This window comes from Rhizobium sp. NLR22b, from assembly GCF_019685295.1.
Lineage (GTDB): Bacteria > Pseudomonadota > Alphaproteobacteria > Rhizobiales > Rhizobiaceae > Rhizobium.
This window is the reverse complement of sequence record NZ_JABDWM010000006.1, coordinates 57,694-78,925: the sequence shown is the minus strand read 5'-3', so window position 1 is coordinate 78,925 and position 21,232 is coordinate 57,694. Positions and strand designations below refer to the sequence as shown.

The window sequence follows — 21,232 nt, the reverse complement described above, 5'->3', positions numbered from 1 at the left end:
TGCGAGCCACGGCATCATCTGCGCGACTGGAAATGGTGCTGGTCATGCATCCTTTTGGAATCTCGCGCGTTTTCCTGCTTCAACAAGGAGATCACCATGTCCAAACGCGAACTCATCGATACAGGCCCCGACAAGCGCTACGTCCGTCGCGACGATCAGGGCCGCTTTACCGAGTCGGTCGAGGTCAGCCGCTCGCTCTCGGCAGACAAGCGTAGCCGGGCGAGAAATGATGCGAAGCCCGGAGAGGGCGACCGCGGCGATCATCGCGCCAAGAATCATTGAAGGCGACAATCGAGTCGTCGCTCCGCTCTGGCCAGCGGCCCGATCGACTATCTTTCCGCCATGGAAGGCCGCTGCAAATCGATGCGGCTGGTGATGACCGGCTGGCCGGAAGCAGGGTCTTTGTCGACAGTCTGCAGTCGAAGCCTGTTCTGCCCGATTTTTTCGATCAGTAGCACTGCGTCTCGGTCTCCGTTGATCAGCCGCGCCCAAGTCACCCGCAGGTTGAGGGCGGCGCCTTTCCTATTCCCTGCAAGCTTCGACGGCAGTCCTGATGGTCCCACGTAATTGCCGGTATAACGCTCTCCGGCGGCCTTTACGGTCGCGGAGAAGGTTCTGGTGAAAACCGCAAGGCCGCGACACGTCCCGCTCATCGAGACGGCCGATGTACCTGCGTCAGATCGAAGGGTGCAGGAGACTTTGAGATTCGGGCCGCCTATCTTGGTCAGCACCATTCCGGTTCCGCTCCAGTCCCCGCCCAAAGACTGTAGAAATCCAGCCTCCGACGCTGTTGCCTTGGCCGGCAGGCAGGAGAGCGAGAGCAAAGTCGCAATCAGAGCAGCACGCATAAGATCCCCCCGGGTTGCATGGCCTAACACCTGAGCGGAGCAGATTGTTCCCCGCCGCAGGCTTCGTGCAACCATTGCGGCGGCAGCCTGCTTTCTCGCCTCATTCACTCCATCGCCTCGACGCGGCATCGATTCTCCGGAGCTTGAAGAAATAACGACGGGCATCGCCGTCGACGAACATCATACCAGCGACCTCGTCGTCTCCCGTCCTGCGGAAATAGTCGGCGATTGGCTGCCTGTCGTAGATCATAGCAGCTGTGGTGAGGTTATCGAAGGTCCGAAGCTTCAGCGACGCGGTCGTACCCCGCGCCCGGAGCGCCTTCTGCAGATAGGAGAACCAGTTCCGGGCGATCCGAGTGCGGCCGAACGGCGCCGCCTTGATGGCCAGGCTGATCGGAAAAATGCCGGGGTCGATCGCCACCAGCCGATCCGACCGCCACTGAAAGAGGAGGGCGTCCGCGCGCATGTCGACGTGAAACCGCTTCCCGAACCAGCCGAGGTTCTCGAGAACGCCGTCGAGCGGGTGATCCGATGGGATGCCCGCACCTCGCCACAGGCCGAGCATCTCGGTCGGCTGGACCGGCGCTAGCGAAGAAAACCAGGCTGTCATTTCGTCCTGTCGCTTAGCGCTCTTCAGCGGCATCATGACCCCGCCTTCGTTGACAACAGGGCTTGCAGCGACACCGGCCTGAGGCCCTGCGCATCGACGCCCACATCGTACTGGCGGGGCAAGGGCTTGAGGCGACCGTGGGAATGTCCGTGCAGATTGATCGACTTCTTACCCATCTTGTTCCAGGTGCGGAACGGATAATGGCACAGGATCAGCAGATGATCGTCCAGCGTCATCTCGCTGTAGTGCTGAATGCTTGTCCATCCCTTCGCCGCGGTCGTCGTCGCGGGATCATTATTCCCAATGATCAGGTGCTTTCGCCCGTTCAGCATCGAAAGGAGCTGGTCACAGTCCCCGCCGCGAGACGACATGAAGTCACCGAGATGCCAGATGTCGTCCTGCGGACCAATAATCTCGTTCCAGTTGCGGATCAGGGTCACGTCATGCGACGTCATGTCGGGAAAGGGGCGTCGGTCGATGCGAAGGACGCGGGGATCTGCGAAATGGGTATCGCCGGTGAAGTAGATCATTTGACAGAGATGGCGCAGCCCGCCCGCTTGGGAAGCCGTTTGCTAATGGCCAGGGGTGGGGATCGATTGCTTGACGTCATCAAAGGACGGGCTGTGCACGACGCGATAGCGCGCTTCGACGAGGTTATAGATCCCGAAGGCCGCCAGTCCGATTGCGACGGCGATATAGAGGATCGAGCCGAAAGGAAGCTGTCTCACCCATTCGAGCGCGTCCGCCATGCTGCCTGCCTGCTGAGGATCAACGCGAAACCCTGCATAGGCGAAGAAGATTCCGCTGATCACGAAGACGACGCCGCGGGCGACGAGGCCGTATACGCAGACCGAGGTCACCACGCCGCTGACGTCCGCAAGTCTGAGATAGCGCTCGAATTTCTTGCTGATGCCCTTGGCTGCCGTCACGACCCCGCCGATGATGAAGCCGAGGCCGACGGCTACGGCAAGATAGGCGCCGAACGGCTGCGACATGATCCATTCTGCCAACCCTTTCTCACCAGATTGCTGGCTCCCGCCGCCGCTGAAGAGTGCGTGACCCAGCGCATAACCGGCAAGGCCGAGATAGACGACGGCGCTGCCGAAGAAAACCGTGCGGATGGCGATGGCCTTGGCGTCGCGGCCATGGCCGTCGCTGTCGGCGAGCGACTGCGCCAGTCGCCAGGCGACGAAACCGAGAAGTCCGATGCCGATGAGACCAACCCAGACGCGGCCGAAGGGCTGTGCGAGAAGCGTCGAAAGTGCCGACTTCGTTTCCGGCTTCCCCCCGGCGACGCCGGAAAAGAGGGCGAGGCCCGCCACAAGGAGGAATACGACGCCGCGCGCCACATAGCCGCTCTTGGCAAGCAGGTCGAAACGAAATTCTTTGGGCATGATATTCTCCGCGCGTCTGTGTGGCTGTCACCTCTAACGCGCCACCGCGTGGAAAGTTGTCATCGAGGAAAGACCATGATCATTGAGGGGGTTGTCGATGCCGGTCCGTAGCGCCGGGCTTCTCATCTACCGCCTTTGCGAGACGAGGCTGGAGGTCTTGCTCGTCCATCCCGGCGGTCCCTTCTGGGCGAAGAAGGACGAGGGCGCATGGTCTATTCCGAAAGGTTTGATCGAAGCCGGCGAAGACGAATTGTCGGCAGCGATCCGGGAGGCGCAGGAGGAGCTCGGCGTCGAAATTCAAGGAAGCTTCGCCCCGCTCGGTGAATATCGCCAACCCGGCGGAAAAGTGGTGGTCGTCTGGTCGGTGGAGGCGAACGCGGCGCTTGATGTCGAGACGGTGCGGAGTTCGGAGTTTCAGATCGAATGGCCACCACGATCGGGCCGCATCCAGGCTTTTCCCGAGGTCGATCGCGCGGGATGGTTTCCTACCCCAGAAGCTGAGATCAAAATTCTCAAGGGCCAGCTCCCCATGCTTGCCGATCTCGTTACGCAGCTCGGTCGAGACCAGTGAACCGGAGTCTCAGCCATGATTCTGCTTCGACAAGCCGAGGCTGCAAAAGCCTCAATCGACCCCGGTGATCTCGGGAGTGAAGGCGATAATTTTTTCGGATATCTGACTTCCGTCGCCGCTGCTCGCAGCGAGCAGAAGCGCAGCAGCGACTTCGCCCATCTGACGCCGTGGCGAAATCGAAGTCGCGATCCTGACGGGGAGGGCGCTGGCGACATCCAGCCCATTGAATCCGGCGATCAGGATTTCCGCAGGGCTGGAAATGCCGAGTTCCAGGCACGCAAAGACGCCGCCGGTTGCCATGTCGTCGTTGGAATAATAGATGCAGTCGAGATCTCTCGTCGCCGCGAGCATCGACATCGACAGCCGCTTGCCGTGCGCCACCGAGGAATAGGCGGCGTTGAACCGCTCGTCCACGAAAGAAAGGCCGCTCTCGCGCAGCACTTTCTCGAAGCCGGCTTTCCGCTTGCCGGCGCGCAGATCCCTGTCGATCGCGCTGCCGATATACCCGAACCGCCGCCGGCCGGCCGCCAACAGCGCTTTTGCCATCTCTTCTCCGGCCTTGCCATGAGATAGACCGACGTTGAAATCGATGGGGGTACCGTCGAGGTCCATCAGTTGGATGACGGGAATCGCGGCATTCTGCAGCATTCTCACCGTTTCTGCCGGCTGATCGAGACCCGTCACGATGATGGCGGCAGGGCGCCAGGAGAGCATGTCGCGAATGATCTCGCGCTCCTTCGCCATATCATAATCGGAGATGCCGAACACCGCCTGCATGCCTGATCCTCGCAGCCCGGCCGAAATGCCCGCCAGCATTTCGGGAAAGACGATGTTGGACATGCTGGGAACGACGACGGCGACAAGATTGGTGCGCTGCGACGACAGTGAGAGCGCCAGCCGGTTGCCGACGTAATTTAACCGCTCGGCCTGCTCAAGCACTTTTTCGCGGGTCTCCTTGGAGACGTCGGCGGCGCCGCGAAGAGCGCGCGATGCCGTCATCTTGCTGACGCCGGCCGCAGCGGCAACTTCTTCCAGTGTCGATTTATGCATTGCACCGACCCCATCGTCGAACTGCCTCGCCAGCGGGCAACGTCAAATTCATAGGCCTTTTTCAAAAAAAGGAAAACACTCACTACTTGACAGGAAACGCAAAAATGGGCGTTGTTACCGATACCGGTATCGATAACAGCTATCGGAAACGGGAGGAGAAGCCATGCGGACGAATGACAAGACCGCTGTCTCGGATCATGTCCGATGCGCTGAGCGGGCAGAGCACCTGAGGGTCTGATATCCGACACATGTACGATTGCTGGTGCCTCCGGATCGGTCAAGGACTTGACCCGCAGGTTGCAAATCTATCTGAATTCGATCGGGCATAGTCCGATCAGGCCGGTCCCGGATCGCCGTGACACTGGCCAGGAGTGAGCGCACGAACCATAGGACGCGCAGCGCGATCTTGATCGAATACACCGGCCGACGGGAGGAAGAGCCGATATGCATGTGATGATTCTGGGCGCCGCCGGCATGGTTGGCCGTAAGCTGGTTGAGAGGATTGAGCGTGAGCCGCTCACTTTCGGCCGGCCTGTCACCCGGCTGACCCTGGCAGACGCTTTTCCGCCGCCGGTGCCGGAAGCGCTCCGGTCCGTGACCACCGCGCTGACGGTGGATCTCGCCGGCGCCGGCGCGGCCGACCGGCTGATCGAGGGCCAGCCGGAACTGATCTTCCATCTGGCCGCCATCGTATCGGGTGAGGCCGAAGCGGATTTCGACAAGGGCTACGCGGTCAATCTCGACGGCACGCGCGCCCTGTTCGATGCAATCCGCCAGCTCGGCCTCAAGACCACCTACGTCCCGCGCGTCGTCTTCGCCTCTTCGATCGCCGTCTTCGGCACGCCGTTTCCGGAGGTCATTCCCGACGAATTCTTCACCACGCCGCTGACGAGCTACGGCACCCAGAAGGCGATTGCCGAACTGCTGCTTGCCGATTATTCCCGCCGTGGCATCTTCGACGGCATTGGCATCCGGCTGCCGACCATCTGCGTGCGCCCCGGCGCACCGAACAAGGCGGCCTCCGGGTTCTTCTCCAACATTCTGCGCGAGCCGCTCGTCGGCAGGGAAGCCGTATTGCCGGTCAGCGACAGCGTGCGGCACTGGTTTGCCAGTCCGCGCGCGGCCGTCGGCTTTTTCGTCCATGCCGCGACGATCGATACGACGAGGATCGGCGCGCGCCGCAACCTGACCATGCCGGGCCTTTCCGCGCTGGTCTCCGAAGAGATTGACGCACTGCGCCGAGTGGCCGGCGACAAGGCGGTCGCCCTCATCAAACGCGTGCCCGATCCGGTGATCGAACGCATTGTCGCCGGCTGGCCGACGCAGTTCGATGCGACGAGGGCTTCTGCGCTCGGTTTTACGGCGGAAACGAGCTTCGACGAAATTCTGCAGGTGCATATCGAGGATGAACTCGGCGGGAGGATTGCGTGAGCACAGCGGCGAGCGGAGAAGCAAGGATCGCGCTTGTCACTGGCGGTGGCACCGGCGTCGGGCGCGCCATATCGAGGGGACTCGGCGCTGCCGGCTACAGGGTCGTGATTTCAGGACGACGGGCCGATGTGCTTGAAAAGGCCGCGAGTGAGCTAGGCAGCGAAACGGGGGCCGAGTTTTTCGCAGCTCCCGCCGATGTCGGCGACCCCGCTTCGGTGCGGGCTCTGTTCGATGCGATCTCGGAGAGATACGGACGGCTCGACCTCCTGGTCAATAATGCCGGCGTCACCGTGCCCGGCGTGGCCCTCGAAGAGGTTTCCTTCGAGCAGTGGAGCGCCATCGTCGCCGCCAATCTCACCGGCGCCTTTCTCTGCACCCAGCAGGCCTTCCGGCTGATGAAGAACCAGACCCCGCGCGGCGGGCGCATCATCAACAACGGCTCGGTCTCGGCCACGACACCGCGCCCGAATTCCGCGCCTTACACCGCCACGAAGCACGCCATCACGGGTCTGACCAAATCCACCGCCCTTGACGGGCGCGAATTCGACATCGCCTGCGGCCAGATCGATATTGGCAATGCCGCCAGTGACATGACGACGAAAATTGCGGCCGGCGTGCTGCAGGCGAACGGCAGCATCGCCGCGGAGGCGACGATCGATCCGGCCCATATTGCCGACGCGGTCGTCTACATGGCCGGCCTGCCGCTCAGCGCCAATGTACTGACCATGACTGTCATGGCGACGAAAATGCCCTTTGTCGGACGGGGGTGAATCGGCGGGCTGCCGCCGGCTGAAAACGACATATATGCAGTGCTCATGATCTGGGAGGAGGGAGTATGGCAAACGTTCAATTCGCGGATGTCCGGAAATCGTTCGGTGCGCATCCTGTCATCAAGGGAGTGGACATCGATATCGCCGACGGCGAATTCGTCATCCTCGTCGGCCCTTCGGGCTGCGGCAAGTCCACGCTTCTGAGGATGCTGGCAGGGCTCGAGAACATTTCCGGCGGCGAGATCAAGATCGGCGGGCGCGTGGTCAACACGCTGCCGCCGAAGGACCGCGACATTGCCATGGTGTTCCAGAATTATGCGCTCTACCCGCATATGACGGTGGAGCAGAACATGGGCTTCTCGCTCATGCTCAACAAATCGCCGAAGGCGGAGGCCGAAAAGCGGGTGAAATATGCCGCTGGCATCCTCGGCCTCGACAAGTTGCTCGACCGTTATCCGCGCCAGCTTTCCGGCGGTCAGCGCCAGCGCGTCGCCATGGGCCGCGCCATCGTGCGCAATCCGGAGGTCTTCCTGTTCGATGAGCCGCTGTCCAACCTCGATGCGAAACTGCGCGTCGCCATGCGCGCCGAGATCAAGGAACTGCATCAGCGCCTGAAAACGACGACCGTCTACGTCACCCATGATCAGATCGAGGCGATGACGATGGCCGACAAGATCGTCGTCATGCATGACGGCATCGTCGAGCAGATCGGCAGCCCGCTCGAGCTCTACGACCGCCCCGCCAATCTCTTTGTCGGCGGCTTCATCGGCTCGCCGGCGATGAACATGATCCACGGCAGACTCGATCCGGAGAACCCCAGCCAGTTCGTCGCCGCCAACGGCACGCGGCTGCCTGTCGCCAATCCACCGGCGAGCGCTATCGGCCGCGACCTCGTCTACGGGCTGCGCCCCGAATACATCTCGCTCGATCCCAACGGACTGCCGGCCGAGATCGTGGTGATCGAACCGACCGGCTACGAGACGCATCTGACCGTCCGCCTCGGCGGCAGCGATGTCAGCTGCGTCTTCCGCGAACGTGTCGATGCCCGCCCGGGCGAAGCCATCCGGGTGGCGATCGACGCCAAGCATGTCCATCTCTTCGACGCCGAAGGCGGCATGCGATTGACCGACTGACGCCGGCGGGACAAGGGGAGAGGAGGAGTCTCCCGTTCCGCCGGAGCGCAAGCATTCGAGGGGTGAACCCCCACGGGAGCACGAGCTTTCCGTATCGCGGATGCCAGGCCGCCGTTCACCAAGCGGGAGGTGAATGCCGGAGAATTGCTCCCGCTGTTTCAATGAGGAGGAATCTCATGACGATCAAGAGACGTGAATTTCTTGCTGCATCGGCAGCCGTTGCCGGTGTCGCAGGTCTCGGCATCAAGCCGTCCTTTGCGCAGGCCGAACCGACCTACACGCCGGAAAGCGGCGCCAGCCTGCGGTTGCTGCGCTGGACGCCTTTCGTGAAGGGCGATGAGGAGGCCTGGCTTGCCAATACCAAGAAGTTCACTGAAGCCACCGGCGTGGAAGTGCGCATCGACAAGGAGAGCTGGGAGGACATCCGTCCGAAAGCCGCCGTTGCCGCCAATGTCGGCTCCGGTCCGGATCTCATCATGTGCTGGTTCGACGACGCGCATCAATATCCGGACAAGCTGGTCGATCTCACGGAACTCGGCAACTATCTCGGCAACAAGTACGAAGGCTGGTACGACGGCCTGAAGGGTTACGCCACCCGTGACGACAAGTTCATCGCCATGCCGCTGACGACGATCGGCAATGCCGTGGTCTATCGCGACAGCCATGTCAAGGCGGCCGGCTTCAACGAATTCCCGAACGATACCGCAGGCTTCCTCGAGCTCTGCAAGGCGATGAAGGCAAAGGGCACGCCCGCCGGTTTCCCGCACGGCAAGGCGGTCGGCGACGGCAACAACTATGCCCATTGGCTGCTCTGGAGCCATGGCGGCAAAATGGTCGACGAAAGCGGCACGGTGACGATCAACAGCCCGGAAACGCTCGCCTCGATCAACTATGCCAAGGAACTCTACGCAACCTTCATTCCGGGCACGGAAAGCTGGCTGGATGTCAACAACAACCGCGCCTTCCTCGCCGGCCAGGTATCGCTGATCGCCAACGGCGTCTCGGTCTATTACACGGCCAAGAACGATCCGAAGCTCGCCGAGATCGCCAAGGACATCCGCACGACGAATTTCCCGATCGGACCGGTCGGCAAGAGCGTCGAGCTTTTCCAGACGAGCTCGCTCCTGCTCTTCAAGCACAGCAAATATCCGGAAGCCGCCAAGGCCTACATCAAGTTCATGATGGAAGCCGATCAGATGAATGCCTGGATCCAGGGCTCCAGCGCCTATTGCTGCCAGCCGCTCAAGGCCTTCGCCAAGAACCCGATCTGGACTGCCGACCCGGTCCACGCGCCCTATGCGCTCGCCTCGGAAAAACTGCGCCCGAACGGTTATGCCGGCCCGCTCGGCTATGCCTCGGCGGCGACCATGGCGGACTACGTGCTGGTCGACATGTATGCCGCCGCCGTCACCGGCCAGAAGTCGCCCGAGGACGCGATGAAGGAAGCCGAGCGCCGGGCAAATCGCTACTACCGCGTCTGATCCGGAGCCGGGACATGCGGCATGCCTGGTATCCGGCATGCCGCGAGCTCCTCAAGGACTGAATGCAATCTGGAGATAAGCAATGTCGACCTTGAACTCGGGGGATAAGCGCGGCCCCTCGCTGATGCAGAACAACAACGTGCTCGGCTTCCTCTTCATGCTGCCGGCTGCGGTGTTCCTTGTTTGCTTTCTCACCTATCCCCTGGGGCTCGGCGTCTGGCTTGGTTTTACCGACACGCGAATCGGCCGGGACGGCATCTTCGTCGGCCTGGAGAACTATGAGTTCCTGGCCGATGACGCGGTTTTCTGGCTGTCGGTCTTCAACACCATTCTTTACACGGTCATCGCCTCGGCGCTGAAATTCGCGCTCGGCCTCTGGCTGGCGCTGCTCCTGAACCAGCACCTTCCGTTCAAATCCTTCTTTCGAGCGATCGTGCTGTTGCCATGGGTGGTGCCGACGGTGCTTTCGGCGCTGGCCTTCTGGTGGATCTACGATTCCCAGTTCTCGATCATCTCGTGGTCGCTGATGAAGCTCGGGCTGATCAGCGCGCCGATCAACTTCCTCGGTGATCCCACCAATGCGCGGATATCGGTCATCGTCGCCAATGTCTGGCGCGGCATCCCCTTCGTGGCGATCTCGCTGCTTGCCGGCCTGCAGACCATTCCGGCCTCGCTGCAGGAGGCGGCCTCGCTCGACGGCGCCACGAGCTGGCAGCGCTTCCGCTATGTGACGCTGCCGATGCTGACACCGATCATCGCCGTCGTCATGACCTTCTCAGTGCTCTTCACCTTCACGGATTTCCAGCTGATCTACGTGCTGACCAAGGGCGGGCCTGTTAACGCCACGCATCTGATGGCCACACTCTCCTTCCAGCGCGGCATTCCGGGCGGGCAGCTCGGCGAGGGGGCGGCCATCGCCGTCGCCATGATACCCTTCCTGCTCGGCGCCATCATGTTCAGTTTCTTCGGTCTGCAACGCCGCAAATGGCAGCAGGGCGGACAGGATTGAGGAGCAAACCATGTCGACCAATCTCAAACCCGCCGATGAGGTCCTGACCGACAATGCCGAGGGCATGAGCTATCTGAACCGCCTGCCGCGGCGCGTGGCGATGCTCTGCCTGCCGATGGCCGTCTTCGTCTTCGTGCTGCTCTTTCCCTTCTACTGGATGGCGATCACCGCCGTGAAGCCGAACGAACAGCTGACCGACTACAACAATTACAGCCCCTTCTGGGTGGTCGGGCCGACGCTCGACCACATCAAGTACCTCTTCCTCGAGACATCCTATCCCGGGTGGCTGTGGAACACGATGCTGGTGGCCGTGGGGTCGACGGCGCTGTCGCTGGTCGCCTCGGTGTTCGGCGCCTATGCGATCGAGCGTGTGCGCTTCACCGGCTCGCGCCAGATCGGCCTCGTCATCTTTCTCGCCTATCTTATTCCGCCGTCGATCCTGTTCATCCCGCTCGCCTTCATCGTCTTCAAGCTCGGCATCTACGATTCGCGGCTGGCGCTGATCTTCACCTATCCGACGTTCCTCATTCCCTTCTGCACCTGGCTGCTGATGGGCTATTTCCGCTCGATCCCGTTCGAGCTCGAGGAAAGCGCGCTGGTGGACGGTGCCAACCGCTGGCAGATCCTGGTCAAGATCATCCTGCCGCTTGCCGTGCCGGGCCTGATCTCGGCCGGCATCTTCGCCTTCACGCTCTCCTGGAACGAGTTCATCTACGCGCTGACATTCATCCAGTCCTCTGAGAACAAGACCATTCCGGTCGGCGTCCTGACCGAACTGGTGCGCGGCGACGTCTTCGAATGGGGATCGCTGATGGCGGGTGCGCTTTTCGGCTCGCTGCCGGTCGTTATCCTCTATTCGTTCTTCGTCGACTATTATGTGTCTTCGATGACAGGCGCGGTGAAGGAGTGATCTGAACCCTTCAACCTTATCTCGCCAGCATACGCGCAAGCATATGTCTGATATGGTCCTGAGCACCGTAGAAAATCGCAGCAATAACGATCTTGCGATTATTTTCTACGGGCAAGAACCAGACCGCCGTCTTGTCCCTCCGAAGAAAACGGATGCCAGGGTAAATGTCGGGGCGCAATGTCCCGATATAAGGCGTATCGACGAGACGGTCGATTTCGACACGCGATTTACGGATTCGTTCAGCGGTACGCTCCAAAGCCTCGTCAGGCGAGTCTCCGAGTTCGACATGGGAGTCGAAGAGATGATCAAAAATCAACTCAAAATCGCGTTCGACATCCTCGGAATATTCAAGGGTCCACACAATCAGCCCGCCGCTTCCGGTCGATCATTGTCTCGACGCGGCTTTCCATTTCCGTCGTGGAAATCCTCGGGCCGTTCAAACGCCGCTGGATTAATTCGCGAAGCGCTGCCGTTTCGACGGTCTCGCTTTCCGTCTTTACGCGGAGAAGCTCTAGGCCCTGCTGAAGAACGGAACTCATGCTGGAATACCGGCCGCTCTCCACCAGCGACCGGGCAAACGCGTCCTGCTGGTCGGTCAGCGAGATCGACGACTTGACACTCATCGGTTTATCTCCATCGAGCCGAGTTTGCTACTCAGTAGCACATTTGTCGACGTGACGAAAGCTTTCATCTGTCGTCATTAAAGGCAGGCCCCACCATTGGCCGTTTTTGCTACTAAAGCCGCACTTTCCAGAGAAACGAGTTTCGTCTGCTTTACAGCCACTGGCAATATTGTGCCAAGAGAGTCTCCGCCACGACCGATACGATCAGCTCTTTACAACTAACATGTCAGTCTGCTACACTTAACTCATTAGCCGGGAGGAACAAAGTTGACATCAAGATTCGGGCTGTCCGTCGCTCTCGCCACGCCGTTCGATAGCGATGGCAATATTGCGATCGAGGCGATGATCGCGCAAGCGCGGCGCTGTCTTGCCGCCGGGTGCTCCAGCGTGACGCTGTTCGGGACGACAGGTGAGGGGTCTTCCATCGGGAATGGCGAACGGGAACGCATAGTGGCAGCCTTTCTTGATGCCGGCATCGCACCGGGCAACATCATCGTCGGCGTGTTGGTCGATGCCGCAGAGGATGCCGCGATGCAGGCCGGTCAGGCTCTTTCCCTGGGCGCCCGCAACATCCTTCTTGCCCCGCCGTCCTATTTCAAGAACGTCAGCGACGACGGCGTCTTCCAGTGGTTCTCAGCCGTATTCGCCCTGTTGGGCGACAAGGCCCGCGATATCATCGTCTACAATCTTCCCTCCGTGACCATGGTGCCGCTGAGCGTGTCGCTGATCGGCCGACTGCGGACCGCCTTTCCCCATATCGTCACAGGCGTCAAGGATTCCTCCGGCGACTGGCCCTATACGGAGGCGCTTCTTAAAGCGCATAGTGATCTCATCATCCTGGTCGGGGACGAGCGGCACCTCGCAAGGGCCGTGCGGCTTGGCGGCCAGGGCGCCATATCGGGCATGGCGAATTTTGTGCCCCGCGAACTCAAGCCGGTGGCCGAAGAGGGCAGGGACGATACTCGCGTTGCCGATTTCGTCCTTGAATTGCTGAAACACCCAGTCGTTCCGGCCGTGAAGACGATGATCGCGCGTACGACCTTGGAGGAGATTTGGGTTGCGGTTCGTCCGCCGCTCGTTTCATTATCCGGCGAAGCGCAGGCACAGCTTGCCCTTGCTTTTGACCGTCTTTTTCAATCGAAAGCCGCATAGGTCAGCCATGTTTGCGGGGGAGGCGATGAACGAAACGGAAGAGCAGCCGACACTGCGGGAAAAGGCCTATGCAAGTTTCACGCGCCACCTGCTGGCCCGTGACGTGCGTCCCGGCCAGTTCGTGTCGCAGCGCCGGCTCGTCGAGCTGACCGGGCTGACGCTTGGCGCCATCCGGGAGCTCATCCCGAGGCTTGAGGCGGAGGGGCTGATCAAGACCGTGCCGCAGCGAGGTTTGCAGATCGCTCACATCGATCTCAACCTCATTCGCGAGGCGTTCCAGCTGCGCGTCTTCCTGGAGAAGGAGGCCGTGGCGCTGTTTACCAAATCCGCCTCGGACGAGACGATCGCAAATCTCCTGAAACAGCACCGGGATATCGCCGACGCCATTCGAAGCGGCAACGCGTCGCATGAACTGGAGCTGCACGCGCAGGCCGTCGACTGGGGCATGCACGACGCCTTTATCGATGCGCTTGGAAATACCATCATCTCGAACGCCTACCGCGTGAACTCGATCAAGATGCGCCTGATCAGTCAGGACCGGTTTCGCATCGACGGTCACGTCGGACCCGTGATGGGCGAGCACCTGAAGGTGCTCGAGGCGATCGAGCGCCGGTCGGTGGAGGACGCCGTCAACAGCCTTGTCGCACACATCAACGGTGCAAGGGATCGTGCGCTGAGGATCTAATCGGGAATAAGCAGCCGGAGGTGAGGAGATCGCCGGCGCAAAAGGAGGAGGACTCACATGCCATCATTCTTCAATCCGTCGCGCAGAGAATTTCTGGCGGGTACGGCCGCGCTCGGGGCGAGCAGCATGCTCGGTATGCGCCCGGCCGCCGCCGCGGTCGACTGGAAGCGCTTTGCCGGAACCACGCTTGAGGTCAATCTGGTCAAGAGCCCGCGTAGCGAAATCCTGACCAAGTACCTGTCCGAGTTCGAGGAACTCACCGGCATCAAGGTCAATGCCGAGGCAACGCCCGAACAGCAGCAGCGCCAGAAGACGACGATCGAGCTCAGCTCCGGCAAGCCGAGCTTCGACGTCGTGCACCTCAGCTACCACGTCCAGAAGCGGCAGTTCGAGAAAGGCGGCTGGCTTGCCGATATCAGCGGCTTCCTCAAGGACGCCTCGCTGACCGAACCGTCTCTCACGGAAAGCGACTTCGCCGAAGCAGGCCTCGCCTTCGCCAAGGATAGCGACGGCGTTCTGCGCTCCCTTCCCTTCTCGGTCGATTACTGGATCATCTACTGGAACAAGGCGCTGTTCGAGAAGAAGGGGCTTGCCTATCCCCAGAGCTTCGAAGAACTGGCAAGTGCGGCCGAAGCGCTTACCGACCCGTCGACCAACACCTACGGCTTCGTCGCCCGAGGCCTGAAGAACGCCAACACGCCGGTCTGGACGACGCTGCTGCTCGGTTATGGCTCGAGCCCGCTCGGCCCGGACGGCAAGCTGCGCACGACGTCACCGGAAGCGATCGATGCGGCCAAGCTTTACCAGAGGCTGATGACCAAGACCGCCCCTCCCGGCGTCTCCGGCTTCAACTGGGCCGAGGCGCAGTCGGCCTTCCTGCAAGGCAAGATCGGCATGTGGCTCGATGGCGTCGGTTTCGCCCCGCCGATCGAGAATCCGGAAAAGTCGCGCGTCGTCGGCCAGGTCGGTTACGGCATCATGCCGAAAGGACCGAAGGCGCAAGCCGCAGGCACGTTCGGCGACGGCCTCGGTGTGGTCGCGGCAAGCCAGAAAAAGGAAGCCGCCTACCTGTTCTGCCAATGGGCGATTTCGCACGACATGGGCGCTCGCCTGCTGCAGGCCGGTGCCGGCGTTCCGTTCCGCCAGTCCGTACTTGAGGACGCCAAGGTCCGCGAAGGCGTCAAGATGCCGGGCACATGGCTGGATGCCGTTGCCGGCTCCGGCAAGATCTCGCAGCTCGCCCTGCCGGTCATCATTCCGGTCACCGAGTTCCGCGACATCTATGGCGTCGGTCTCACCAACATGATCGGCGGCGCCGATCCTGAAACCGAACTGAAGACGGCGACGGCACAATTCGAACCCGTCCTGGCGAAAAGCGAGGGATAATGGCCTCGGCAGGCATCGAAACGGCCGCTATGGCCAAGGCGTCGAAAGGAAGGAGCAAACCGGATCGGTTTGCTCCCAACTACTGGCCATTCGTCATCCCGGCGCTCATCGTCATCTCAGCCGTCATCGTCTTTCCATGGGTGTTTACGGTGTGGATGAGCGTCAACAGCTGGACGCTCGGCCAGTCGCAGGTCTTTGCGGGGCTGGACAATTATATCAGACTCGCCACCGACGTGCGCTTCTGGGAGTCACTGTGGCATACGGTGCTCTATACGACGCTTTCCGTGGTGGTTCCCCTTTTCCTGGGGACGCTCGCCGCGCTGATCTTCGATGCCCAATTCCCGCTGCGCGGCCTCATTCGAGGCATATTCGTGATGCCGATGATGGCGACGCCCGTCGCCATCGCGCTCGTCTGGACAATGATGTACCATCCGCAACTCGGCGTGCTCAACTATCTCCTCTCTTTCGTCGGCATCGGCCCGCAGGAGTGGATCTACAATCAGCGCAGCGTCATTCCCTCGCTGGTCCTGGTCGAAAGCTGGCAGTGGACGCCACTCGTCATGCTGATCGTGCTCGGCGGCCTGGCCGCGGTTCCGCGCGAACCTTACGAGAGCGCTGAGATCGACGGCGCCAATGTCTGGCAGAAATTCCGCTATCTGACGCTGCCGATGATCGCGCCGTTCCTGATGATCGCCGTGATCATCCGCAGCATCGATGCGGTGAAGAGCTTCGACATCATCTATGCCATGACCCAAGGCGGTCCCGGAACGGCATCGGAAACGATTAACATCTATCTCTACAATACGGCGTTCGCCTATTACGACATCGGCTATGGCTCCGCCATGGCGGTCGTCTTCTTCATCCTCATCGTGCTGCTCTCCTTCGTCCTGATGATGATCCGGCAGCGCGTCAACTGGTCCGACGGGGAGGCACGCTGATGAAGCGCAAGACGCTCGACCGCATCGGACTGCTGTTCGTCGCGCTGGTGATGATCTCGCCGGTCGTGCTGTTCTTCCTCTGGATGATCTCGCTGTCGCTGAAATATGAGATCGACAACGGCGCCTATCCGCCGATCTTCATCCCGGAACGTTTCGCCTGGTCGAACTATGTGAAGGTCTTCGAGGAGAACAACTTCTTCCTCTATCTCTGGAATTCACTGCTGGTGACGGGTGCCGCTACGCTTCTGGCGCTGTTGATCGGCGTGCCGGCCGGATACGGCATCGCGCGTCTGAAGGCGGAGAAGTCGGCGATGGTGATCATGATCGCGCGCATGACGCCGGGCCTGTCCTTCCTCATTCCGCTCTTCCTGCTGTTCCAATGGCTGAACCTGCTCGGTACGCTGATGCCGCAGATCATCATCCATCTCGTCGTCACCGTGCCGATCGTCGTATGGATCATGATCGGCTATTTCGAGACGACGCCGATGGAGCTGGAGGAGGCGGCAAGCATCGACGGCGCGACGCCCTGGCAGGTTTTCCGCCTGGTCGCCCTGCCGATTGCGAGGCCCGGCATCGTCGTCGCCTTCATCCTGTCGGTGATCTTCTCCTGGAACAATTTCGTCTTCGGCATCGTGCTCGCGAGCCGCGAGACACGCACGCTGCCGGTCGCCGTCTACAATATGCTGTCTTTCGAACAGGTCAGTTGGGGACCGCTCGCGGCAGCCGCGCTGATCGTCACCTTGCCGGTGCTGATCCTGACCGTGTTTGCGCAACGGCAGATCGTCGCCGGTCTGACGGCAGGCGCCGTCAAGTGAGCATGTGAGACGACCGCCGATGACTTCCTCTGCCTTCGGCCCGCCGCCCGGTCCACCACGCCGCGTGCTCTGCATCGGCGCGGCGGTGCTCGACACCCTGTTCCGCGTTCGCTCATTGCCCACGGGCCAGGGCAAGATCTTGCCCTATGGGATGCTGCAGGTCGCCGAAGGCATGGCGTCGAGTGCGGCATTCGCAGTCGCCCGGCTTGGCGGCTATGCCAGCCTCTGGGGCGCGGTTGGCAACGATACGACGGGCGAACGCATCCTTTCCGACCTCGGGAATGACGGCATAGACACGAGCGGCATGACGGTTGTGCAGGGCGCCCGCTCGGCCGTCTCGACGATCCTCATCGATGATCAAGGCGAACGCCTGATCGTGCCTTTCTACGACGAGCGGCTCCACAATACAGTGAGGCTGGTCACCGAGCAGGAGATGTCTGCTTTCGATGCGGTGCTTGTCGATGTCCGATGGCCGAAGCTTGCACTGCGGGCGCTGATCGCAGCTGGCAAGGCGGGCAAACCCGCCATACTGGACGGCGACGTTGCCGGCGAGGGCGTCATCGAGATGCTGGCGCCGGCCGCCAGCCACATCGTGTTTTCACAGCCTGCGGCCGAGCGGCTTGCCGGGACGGCGGATCTCGTCGAGACCGTCGGCCTGCTAAAGCGGAAATTCGAACATGCCTTCATCAGCGTTACGGCTGGCGAAAACGGGTCCCTGTGGTTCGACGACCCAAGCGGCGACATCCGTCACCTCGCCGCGCCGAAAGTGAGAACCATCGACACGCTTGCGGCCGGTGACATCTTCCACGGCGCCTTCGCGCTGGCAATCGCAGAAGGCCTGCCGATCGAAGAGACGATGCGATTGTCATCGATGGCGGCGGCTCTCAAATGCCAGGTGTTCGGCGGACGCATCGGCGCACCCACGCGAGCAGAGGCGTGCGATGCTCTACGGGATTGGAACGTCCGCGTTTCCCAGAAAGCGGGTGATATCAAGTTCAGATGAGGCGGGACATCGTGGTCCTCGCCGACCGCGAATTGCGCCTCCGCTGCAGGATCGCGTTGCTGGTGAACTCGCTGCCATTGTCGCTGACGATCATCTTCGACACGAGTATTCGGGCGCCTCTCCCTCAGGCTCGGGACACCGTCGCGGAGCACCGTGGATACCACTTTGAGCTCGGTTCACGTGCGTGACCGGCAATTGATTTCGCGGAACGTCTCGTTCAATTCGCTATCGCAGGATGTAAGATACCGCTATCCGCGAGCAGCAGTCTTTCGGGTGGGCATGCGCATTCAGCAACTGGCGAACACGCCACATCCTGCCCCGCCCTCACGGCCGTGAAACAGGAAGACCACGGAGAGGCCCAGCCTCTTCGCCAATTTCAGCCCTCTGTGCTCGCCAAGAACCATCATTGCCGTCGCCCAAGCGTCCGCACTCATGCAATCGTGAGCGATCACGGTCGCCGAGGCGGGCGAATCCTCAAGCGGCATGCCGCGGCATGGATCGATGGTGTGGGAGAGGCGGTGTCCGCCGACATCCACCCAATGGCGATAATCCCCGGAGGTTGCGACGGCCGCATCCTCAAGTTCGATGATGGAATGCGGCGCGCGTTGATGACGATGAGGTTTCTCGACCGCAACCGCCCAGCCCGTGCCGTCAGGCTGCGCGCCGCGGGCGCGTAGCTCGCCGTCAATGGCAAAAAGGCCCGCTTCTATGCCGTGCAGAGCGGCGGCTTCCGCCAGCCGATCGACACCGTAGCCCTTGGCGATGCCGTTTAAGTCGAAGCGCATGTCGGCATGCTTTCGCACCCGCCCGTTAGCTGCGTCGAGCTCCAGGATGTCATGAGCCGGGTTACGGCGTAAGCGGCGAGCAGCCTTTATTGCCTGTGCGTCGGCTTCTCCAACGCCGAATCCCCACGCGGCGACGGCATCGCCTATGCCGATATCGAAGGCTCCGCCTGAAGCCACGCCGACGGCAAGGCCTGCCTGAAGCACCTTCACCAATTGCTCGGGAAGGGCGACCCATTCGCCAGGACGGGCCGCGTTCAGGCGATTGAGATCGCTTTCGGGCTTCCAGGTGGACATCTGCCGATCGACCTCTGCGACGGCACCCGCCATCGCGGCGTAGACCCCAGCGGTTTCAAAGCCGTCTGGCATGTGGAAGAGGGCAGACCAGCGTGTGCCCATGGTGGGACCGTTCAGGGCATGGCGGGCGAGATCAGTAAACGTCTTCGGCATAACGGCCCTCTGCCTTGAGTGCTGCAAGACTTACGCCCTGCGGAATTAGGATTTCAGAGAGAGCGGCGGCCACACCCGCCGCCATGTCACGGCCGCCGCAGACGAGGATCTGGCTGCCTGCCGCGATGAGTCTACCGATCTTAGCGGCATCCTTGCGCAAGATGTCCTGGACGTAGGCCGGATTTGCGGTGCGCGAGAAAGCGGTGGAGACGCATGCCAGCCGGCCGTCCTGCCTCCAGTCCGACAATTCCTCCGCATAGAGAGCATCGCTCGCCGGATGACGTGTTCCGAAATAAAGATACATGGGGTGGCGGGCCCTATTCGCGCGGGCGAACCCCGCAAGAGGTCCGATACCGGTGCCTGCGCCGATCAGGATGACGGGCCTGCCGCTGTGTAAAGGCCGAAAGCTCGGATTGGAGCGAACGAAGGCCGTCACCGTCTGCCCGGGTTCCAGAGCTGTCAGTTGTCCGGAGCAGAGGCCGCCCGGCCGCTTGCGGACGCAGATTTCGAGGAACCCGTCCTTCGTGCCCGAAGCGATCGAGTAGAAGCGCGGCACTTCCGAACCTTCCGGCAGGATGCCGACCAGGTCGCCGGCTTCGAACCGCGGAAATGCGTTGCCGGCCAGACGCTGCCAGACGGACGGCATCGGCGGAGTGAAGCGCAGGATCACAGTCGTGGCCTGAACGCTTGCGCCATAGTCGCGTCGCGAGACCAGTGAAAGCTCCCAGGTCTTGGGTCTGGTGGGCCGGTGATCGAGTTCGAAGGTGAGCCCGAGCATCTCCGCGAGATCACGGCCCCAGCGAGCAAAATCCGGCGACGACTGACGGTCCACGGTGTCGTAAGGCAGCAGCCTATCCCAGCCCTTCTCTTCCGCCAGCCGCGCGATGTCGGCCGCGAAACCGCAATAGGCAGGGAAGCTCCGGTCGCCGAAGCCGAGAACGGCAAGCGAAAGCCCCTTCTCTGCAGGCGTGCGCCGAAAGCGTTCCAGAAAACCTTGCGCGGACGCCGGGGCTTCGGCGTCGCCATAGGTTGCGGCAAGAAGGATGAGCCGTTGCGCGATGGGCCAGCGTGCGGGTTGGAAGCTCGACATTGGACCGACATGGACATGCATGCCATGCGCCGCGAGCGATTTTCTCAGGGTTTCGGCAAAGCCCCAGGTCGTCCCGCCCTCGCTGCCGACGAGGATTATGGTGTCGGCCTCGTCTGCGGAAACGGAACTGCCTTTCTTCTCGCCACGCCCCCTGAACCAGACGGCGAGACCGGTCCAACTGAGGACAGGAACGGCAAGTGCGGAAACACCGAGAAGCAGGCCGAGCCACGCCATTCCCTGACCGGTATGCAGCATGGCGAGGAGGTCGGTCAGGCGATTGACCCAGTTTGAATCCTTCCAGGCGAGCAGTTCGCCGCTACCCTGGTCGATATAGCCTTCGCCGGCAGCCGTCTTGAGGGTAAATACGTCGCTTGCATCGCCGGCAGCCGGAAAGCTGAGGGAGCGAAATGTTTCGACCGGGGTCTCCTGCAGTAGGGTTATGGAGGCGATCTGAGCACCGATGGCGCCACTGACCTGCGATGGGAAGGGCGGAGCGCCGGCCCCCTCCGGCAGATAGCCGAATGTTGAGGCGGTCATCCAGAGTGCGCTTAGCGATGACAGGAGCAGGCCGGGCAGCGCAATCCGCGAGATGACGGCATGGAAGCGTCTGTCGCCCGTGCCTTTTGCAGGCTTCAGCATATGGCGCCAGCCGCCGGCACGGCGCGCCAGCAGGAATAGGCCGGACAGGGTCAGCGTCAGCAGGGATGCCGCGCCGATAGCGACGATGAGACGGCCACTATCGTCGAGGAGCAGCGCGCGATGAAGCTCGATGAGCCAACGCTCGACGGTCGACGTGTCGGCGCTGCCAGCGGGCGAGCCGGTCGCCGGGTCGATGATGGAAGACGCCGGCTGGTCGCCGTCGAAATAGTGTGCCGTGATCCGGCCGGATGGCGCGCGCCTGATCAGCTCTACTGAGGGTTCCGTTGTCTGGATCCGTGCCGCGAGTTCCGCGACACTGATGTCTTGAGTGACAGGGGTGGTGAGCCCCTCAATGGCCGGGAAGATGGAGAGTGCCGTACCGCTCAGGGCGATGACGGCGATAAGCACAGCGGCGACCAGCCCGAACCAGCGGTGGAGTGACCGGATCATGGCAATTTCCTT

Annotated in this window: 23 protein-coding genes; 14 read left to right on the top strand and 9 right to left on the bottom strand. The window is 61.7% G+C overall.

The features are described 5' to 3' along the window. The first annotated feature begins 96 nt into the window (after positions 1-96). Positions 97-282: a hypothetical protein gene (locus HJC00_RS11745; RefSeq protein ID WP_221164058.1), complete on the top strand. Its 186-nt coding sequence runs from the start codon at positions 97-99 to the stop codon at positions 280-282. A gap of 47 nt (positions 283-329) precedes the next feature. Here the strand turns inward: HJC00_RS11745 and HJC00_RS11740 are convergent, their stop codons facing one another. From HJC00_RS11740 to HJC00_RS11725, 4 genes are all read right to left on the bottom strand, one after another. After that, on the bottom strand, positions 330-848 hold the full coding sequence (locus tag HJC00_RS11740; protein WP_221164057.1) for a hypothetical protein: 519 nt from the start codon (positions 846-848) through the stop codon (positions 330-332). A 100-nt stretch (positions 849-948) separates the two neighbouring features. Continuing rightward, on the bottom strand, positions 949-1,491 hold the full coding sequence (locus tag HJC00_RS11735) for a GXWXG domain-containing protein (RefSeq protein ID WP_210632179.1): 543 nt from the start codon (positions 1,489-1,491) through the stop codon (positions 949-951). Further along, positions 1,491-1,988, bottom strand: coding sequence for a metallophosphoesterase family protein (locus tag HJC00_RS11730; protein WP_221164056.1), 498 nt, complete (start codon positions 1,986-1,988; stop codon positions 1,491-1,493). The genes HJC00_RS11735 and HJC00_RS11730 overlap by 1 nt, the downstream gene beginning before the upstream one ends. Positions 1,989-2,030: 42 nt before the next feature. Beyond that, complete coding sequence (locus HJC00_RS11725) at positions 2,031-2,852, bottom strand: DUF1206 domain-containing protein (RefSeq protein WP_221164055.1); 822 nt, start codon at positions 2,850-2,852, stop codon at positions 2,031-2,033. A 97-nt stretch (positions 2,853-2,949) separates the two neighbouring features. Here HJC00_RS11725 and HJC00_RS11720 point away from each other — a divergent pair, with 97 nt between their 5' ends. After that, complete coding sequence (locus HJC00_RS11720) at positions 2,950-3,423, top strand: NUDIX domain-containing protein (protein ID WP_221147035.1); 474 nt, start codon at positions 2,950-2,952, stop codon at positions 3,421-3,423. A 51-nt stretch (positions 3,424-3,474) separates the two neighbouring features. Here the strand turns inward: HJC00_RS11720 and HJC00_RS11715 are convergent, their stop codons facing one another. After that, entirely contained in the window at positions 3,475-4,473 is a 999-nt protein-coding gene (locus HJC00_RS11715) for a LacI family DNA-binding transcriptional regulator (protein ID WP_210632008.1), read from the bottom strand. 444 nt (positions 4,474-4,917) lie between these two features. Between HJC00_RS11715 and denD the strand changes: the two genes are divergently transcribed. From denD to HJC00_RS11685, 6 genes are all read left to right on the top strand, one after another. Further along, positions 4,918-5,904, top strand: a complete 987-nt coding sequence (gene denD, locus HJC00_RS11710) for a D-erythronate dehydrogenase (RefSeq protein WP_210632007.1) — start codon at positions 4,918-4,920, stop codon at positions 5,902-5,904. Continuing rightward, entirely contained in the window at positions 5,901-6,674 is a 774-nt protein-coding gene (locus tag HJC00_RS11705; RefSeq protein WP_221155168.1) for an SDR family oxidoreductase, read from the top strand. Before denD ends, HJC00_RS11705 begins: the two co-directional genes overlap by 4 nt. Positions 6,675-6,739: 65 nt before the next feature. Continuing rightward, entirely contained in the window at positions 6,740-7,807 is a 1,068-nt protein-coding gene (locus HJC00_RS11700) for an ABC transporter ATP-binding protein (protein WP_210632005.1), read from the top strand. A 176-nt stretch (positions 7,808-7,983) separates the two neighbouring features. Further along, positions 7,984-9,288: an ABC transporter substrate-binding protein gene (locus HJC00_RS11695; protein ID WP_221147032.1), complete on the top strand. Its 1,305-nt coding sequence runs from the start codon at positions 7,984-7,986 to the stop codon at positions 9,286-9,288. Positions 9,289-9,370: 82 nt separating this feature from the next. After that, complete coding sequence (locus HJC00_RS11690; protein ID WP_210632003.1) at positions 9,371-10,297, top strand: carbohydrate ABC transporter permease; 927 nt, start codon at positions 9,371-9,373, stop codon at positions 10,295-10,297. A gap of 10 nt (positions 10,298-10,307) precedes the next feature. Beyond that, positions 10,308-11,207, top strand: a complete 900-nt coding sequence (locus HJC00_RS11685; RefSeq protein ID WP_221164054.1) for a carbohydrate ABC transporter permease — start codon at positions 10,308-10,310, stop codon at positions 11,205-11,207. Between the two features lie 16 nt (positions 11,208-11,223). On the opposite strand, the gene HJC00_RS11680 is transcribed toward HJC00_RS11685, so the two are convergent. Next, positions 11,224-11,574 carry a type II toxin-antitoxin system RelE/ParE family toxin gene (locus HJC00_RS11680; protein WP_221164121.1) on the bottom strand — a complete coding sequence of 117 codons (351 nt, stop codon included), beginning with the start codon at positions 11,572-11,574 and terminating at the stop codon, positions 11,224-11,226. Further along, complete coding sequence (locus HJC00_RS11675; protein ID WP_221164053.1) at positions 11,555-11,830, bottom strand: type II toxin-antitoxin system ParD family antitoxin; 276 nt, start codon at positions 11,828-11,830, stop codon at positions 11,555-11,557. The genes HJC00_RS11680 and HJC00_RS11675 overlap by 20 nt, the downstream gene beginning before the upstream one ends. Positions 11,831-12,097: 267 nt before the next feature. Between HJC00_RS11675 and HJC00_RS11670 the strand changes: the two genes are divergently transcribed. Genes HJC00_RS11670 through HJC00_RS11645 form a run of 6 tightly spaced genes read left to right on the top strand, consistent with a single transcriptional unit; the run spans position 12,098 to position 17,809 of the window. Next, complete coding sequence (locus HJC00_RS11670; protein WP_221164052.1) at positions 12,098-12,982, top strand: dihydrodipicolinate synthase family protein; 885 nt, start codon at positions 12,098-12,100, stop codon at positions 12,980-12,982. Positions 12,983-12,989: 7 nt separating this feature from the next. Further along, on the top strand, positions 12,990-13,667 hold the full coding sequence (locus tag HJC00_RS11665) for a GntR family transcriptional regulator (RefSeq protein WP_210631999.1): 678 nt from the start codon (positions 12,990-12,992) through the stop codon (positions 13,665-13,667). Between the two features lie 57 nt (positions 13,668-13,724). After that, positions 13,725-15,053 carry an ABC transporter substrate-binding protein gene (locus HJC00_RS11660; RefSeq protein WP_221123495.1) on the top strand — a complete coding sequence of 443 codons (1,329 nt, stop codon included), beginning with the start codon at positions 13,725-13,727 and terminating at the stop codon, positions 15,051-15,053. Continuing rightward, complete coding sequence (locus tag HJC00_RS11655; RefSeq protein ID WP_221147028.1) at positions 15,053-15,991, top strand: carbohydrate ABC transporter permease; 939 nt, start codon at positions 15,053-15,055, stop codon at positions 15,989-15,991. Before HJC00_RS11660 ends, HJC00_RS11655 begins: the two co-directional genes overlap by 1 nt. Next, complete coding sequence (locus HJC00_RS11650; RefSeq protein WP_210631996.1) at positions 15,991-16,806, top strand: carbohydrate ABC transporter permease; 816 nt, start codon at positions 15,991-15,993, stop codon at positions 16,804-16,806. Before HJC00_RS11655 ends, HJC00_RS11650 begins: the two co-directional genes overlap by 1 nt. 19 nt (positions 16,807-16,825) lie before the next feature. Next, the gene (locus tag HJC00_RS11645; protein WP_221164051.1) at positions 16,826-17,809 is read left to right on the top strand and encodes a sugar kinase; all 984 of its coding nucleotides are present in this window, start codon (positions 16,826-16,828) and stop codon (positions 17,807-17,809) included. Positions 17,810-18,096: 287 nt separating this feature from the next. On the opposite strand, the gene HJC00_RS11640 is transcribed toward HJC00_RS11645, so the two are convergent. Continuing rightward, positions 18,097-19,041: an FAD:protein FMN transferase gene (locus tag HJC00_RS11640; RefSeq protein ID WP_221164050.1), complete on the bottom strand. Its 945-nt coding sequence runs from the start codon at positions 19,039-19,041 to the stop codon at positions 18,097-18,099. Beyond that, positions 19,022-21,220: a PepSY domain-containing protein gene (locus tag HJC00_RS11635; RefSeq protein WP_221164049.1), complete on the bottom strand. Its 2,199-nt coding sequence runs from the start codon at positions 21,218-21,220 to the stop codon at positions 19,022-19,024. The genes HJC00_RS11640 and HJC00_RS11635 overlap by 20 nt, the downstream gene beginning before the upstream one ends. Positions 21,221-21,232 lie beyond the last annotated feature (12 nt).